The organism is Arthrobacter glacialis, from assembly GCF_002909415.1.
In the GTDB taxonomy this organism is placed as follows: Bacteria; Actinomycetota; Actinomycetes; order Actinomycetales; family Micrococcaceae; genus Specibacter; species Specibacter glacialis.
In genome coordinates, this window is record NZ_PPXB01000029.1 from 1 (window position 1) to 1,644 (window position 1,644).

At 53.1% G+C, this 1,644-nt stretch carries 1 rRNA gene; it reads left to right on the plus strand.

From position 1 onward, the window contains the following. Positions 1–1,568, plus strand: a 23S ribosomal RNA gene (locus CVS28_RS20030); the annotation flags it as partial. Positions 1,569–1,644: the final 76 nt, after the last annotated feature.

The following is a 1,644-nucleotide window of genomic DNA, read 5'->3' on the forward strand; positions in this document are numbered from 1 at the left end:
CTGAGTGTCCTTCGGGGCCAGGGTATACAGGGAGCGTGGGACCTGAGTCAGGGAGGTAAACGTATTAACAGGTGTGACGCAGGAAGGTAGCCGAGCCGGGCGATGGTAGACCCGGTCTAAGGACGTAGGAAACACGATAGGCAAATCCGTTGTGTTGTCTTCAATGACGATTCTGAGATCTGATGGGACCCCCGTATGGGGGAATTCGGTGATCCTATGCTGCCTAGAAAAGCATCGACGTGAGGTTCTAACTGCCCGTACCCCAAACCGACACAGGTGATCAGGTAGAGAATACTAAGGCGATCGAGAGAATTATGGTTAAGGAACTCGGCAAAATGCCCCCGTAACTTCGGGAGAAGGGGGGCCTGCCCCGTGAAGAAGATTTACTCTTCATGAGCGGGTGTGGGCCGCAGAGACCAGGGGGAAGCGACTGTTTACTAAAAACACAGGTCCGTGCGAAGTCGCAAGACGATGTATACGGACTGACTCCTGCCCGGTGCTGGAAGGTTAAGAGGACCGGTTAGCTACTTCGGTAGCGAAGCTGAGAATTTAAGCCCCAGTAAACGGCGGTGGTAACTATAACCATCCTAAGGTAGCGAAATTCCTTGTCGGGTAAGTTCCGACCTGCACGAATGGAGTAACGACTTCCCCGCTGTCTCAACCATAAACTCGGCGAAATTGCAGTACGAGTAAAGATGCTCGTTACGCGCAGCAGGACGGAAAGACCCCGAGACCTTTACTATAGTTTGGTATTGGTGTTCGGAGTGGCTTGTGTAGGATAGGTGGGAGACTGTGAAGTCACGACGCTAGTTGTGATGGAGTCATCGTTGAAATACCACTCTGGTCACTTTGGACATCTAACTTCGGCCCGTAATCCGGGTCAGGGACAGTGCCTGATGGGTAGTTTAACTGGGGCGGTTGCCTCCTAAAAAGTAACGGAGGCGCCCAAAGGTTCCCTCAGCCTGGTTGGCAATCAGGTATCGAGTGTAAGTGCACAAGGGAGCTTGACTGTGAGAGGGACACCTCGAGCAGGGACGAAAGTCGGGACTAGTGATCCGGCGGCACATTGTGGAATGGCCGTCGCTCAACGGATAAAAGGTACCTCGGGGATAACAGGCTGATCTTGCCCAAGAGTCCATATCGACGGCATGGTTTGGCACCTCGATGTCGGCTCGTCGCATCCTGGGGCTGGAGTAGGTCCCAAGGGTTGGGCTGTTCGCCCATTAAAGCGGTACGCGAGCTGGGTTTAGAACGTCGTGAGACAGTTCGGTCCCTATCCGCTGCGCGCGCAGGAAATTTGAGAAGGGCTGTCCTTAGTACGAGAGGACCGGGACGGACGAACCTCTGGTGTGTCAGTTGTACTGCCAAGTGCATCGCTGATTAGCTACGTTCGGATGGGATAACCGCTGAAAGCATCTAAGCGGGAAGCCCGCTTCGAGATGAGATTTCCATACACGTAAGTGTGAGAGGCCCCCAGCTAGACCACTGGGTTGATAGGCCGGACGTGGAAGCGAGGACTAAAGACTCGTGAAGCTGACCGGTACTAATAAGCCGATAACTTACACTACACACACCTTATAAAGCATAAATTGCTCGCGTTCACTATGTGGTTCCCAACCAACAAACCCAGAGTTTGTTAGTTGA